This is a genomic window from Lunatimonas salinarum, assembly GCF_017811155.1.
GTDB classification, from domain to species: domain Bacteria; phylum Bacteroidota; class Bacteroidia; order Cytophagales; family Cyclobacteriaceae; genus Lunatimonas; species Lunatimonas salinarum.
The window spans coordinates 1-670 of the sequence record NZ_JACVCV010000102.1 but is presented as its reverse complement, the minus strand read 5'-3'; the positions used below and the strand labels follow the sequence as shown (position 1 = coordinate 670).

The following is a 670-nucleotide window of genomic DNA, read 5'->3' as shown; positions in this document are numbered from 1 at the left end:
AGTCGTAACAAGGTAGCCGTACCGGAAGGTGCGGCTGGAACACCTCCTTTCTGGATCACAGTTAAATGTGTTTGTTGTCTTACTTCTTCAAAATCATTAAAATTCCCAAGAGGGCTTGTAGCTCAGGTGGTTAGAGCGCTACACTGATAATGTAGAGGTCCGTGGTTCGAGTCCACGCAGGCCCACAACCTTTGGGTTAGCTCAGTTATTTGTCGTTTCCCATCAACGGTTCTAATTCACAGATTAATAAGAAAAGGGGGATTAGCTCAGCTGGCTAGAGTATCCCGACTGTGTCGGGAGGGTCAACGGTTCTAATTCACAGATTAATAAGAAAAGGGGGATTAGCTCAGCTGGCTAGAGTATCCCGACTGTGTCGGGAGGGTCAACGGTTCTAATTCACAGATTAATAAGAAAAAAGGGGGATTAGCTCAGCTGGCTAGAGCACCTGCCTTGCACGCAGGGGGTCAACGGTTCGAATCCGTTATCCTCCACCATGTTCCAAAATGATGGAACAAAGTTCATTGACATGTTGAGCAGAGAATGCGGTCGTGTACGACAGGGATGTTGTACAGGCTGCGGGCGTTCCCGTTGGCAAAAGGGCGGGGACGTCAGTCTAAGTAGACAAGGGCGCACGGGGGATGCCTAGGCTCCGGGAGGCGAAGAAGGACGT

Annotated in this window: 2 tRNA genes and 1 rRNA gene; all 3 read left to right on the top strand. The window is 49.9% G+C overall.

The features are described from left to right. A 16S ribosomal RNA gene (locus IAQ59_RS22090) occupies window positions 1-50 on the top strand; the annotation flags it as partial. Between the two features lie 61 nt (window positions 51-111). Beyond that, window positions 112-185, top strand: a tRNA-Ile gene (locus IAQ59_RS22085). 232 nt (window positions 186-417) lie between these two features. Next, window positions 418-494, top strand: a tRNA-Ala gene (locus tag IAQ59_RS22080). The last annotated feature ends 176 nt before the right edge of the window (window positions 495-670 follow it).